The 1,027-nt window shown below is 39.8% G+C and carries 1 protein-coding gene and 1 pseudogene; both read right to left on the reverse strand.

The annotated features are described in order from the left end of the window. Nucleotides 1-119 precede the first annotated feature (119 nt). Nucleotides 120-716, reverse strand: a complete 597-nt coding sequence (locus ACFIL8_RS10930) for a DUF1214 domain-containing protein (RefSeq protein WP_375631622.1) — start codon at nt 714-716, stop codon at nt 120-122. Between the two features lie 17 nt (nt 717-733). Further along, nucleotides 734-1,027: pseudogene (locus ACFIL8_RS10935) on the reverse strand (penicillin-binding protein 1A); the annotation flags it as partial.

The raw sequence follows: 1,027 nt of genomic DNA on the forward strand, positions 1-1,027 counted from the left end.
CTCCGGATTTTTTAAGTGCTGTCCATATATTATCCTGTGCCCAATAGGGGATCAGAAAGAGAACGCAAATATGAACGATAATAGCGCCAATGATTGCAAGAAGTGCGGTATAAATAAATCTAGTCACAATTTATTTGTCCTGATGGGATTTGTTCTATTGATGGCATTGTAAGCTTTTGTAATGCCGTTGCAGAGATGATTGAGGTATCGTATAAGGTAAGAATAAGCCCGAATTCTTTTTGACTAACTGTTGCAAGCCAATTGCCGGCTTGCGGTGTGGGTGAAATATTGATGCGCAATGAGCCATCATGCTCATAGATAATATTGTCAGTGTGGAGTTCAAAAGGTATTTCTTTGGATGAAGTATAAGGTTTTAGGGATTTGTCAGCTGTATAAAGGGTAAAAAGACGGGTTTCAGGGATGGTGCCTTTGAGTAAATAATGACAGTGATGATGAAGTGGACGCCCTTGGTTATCTTGCCAAATCTGGAATTGAATACCTTCAGTTCGTCCGAGTGAAACAATGCCTTGTTTAGCGGTGCGGGCGCGGGTATAAGGATCCATATTGGCGGTTCCCATTTGGGGATAAGCACTCCATTTTCCAATTCTAAAGAGTCCAAAATGAGGAAAGGAATTGAGCACATAATCGACACTCAGTGTTCCACATAAAATGGAAAAAGCGAAGATAAAAAAGAAAATGGTGATATTAAAAAACATCAGTGAATATCTTGAATTCAAAATGTTGAATCTCCAGTTGTTTTCATTTTCAAAGAAATTGCAGATGTTTTTTTCAGATCTTTGTTAATCAATCGCACGATATTTAATGTTTCAGGAGAAAGCGTAGAGGGTATTGGAGGAGGAACTTCAGAATCTGCATGGGAAGAAAGTACTGGGGGCTGATAAGGAAGGAGAGAATCTTTAACACCATAGAGCTGTTTGAGCATGATATTTTGATGTGCAGCAAGCATGATGCGATGCCATATCATGGCAGGAACGCCACCCCCAAAAGCACGATTCATCGGTGAAAA

Origin of the sequence: Bartonella sp. AP57NXGY (genome assembly GCF_042195805.1) — a bacterium.
Taxonomy (GTDB): domain Bacteria; phylum Pseudomonadota; class Alphaproteobacteria; order Rhizobiales; family Rhizobiaceae; genus Bartonella.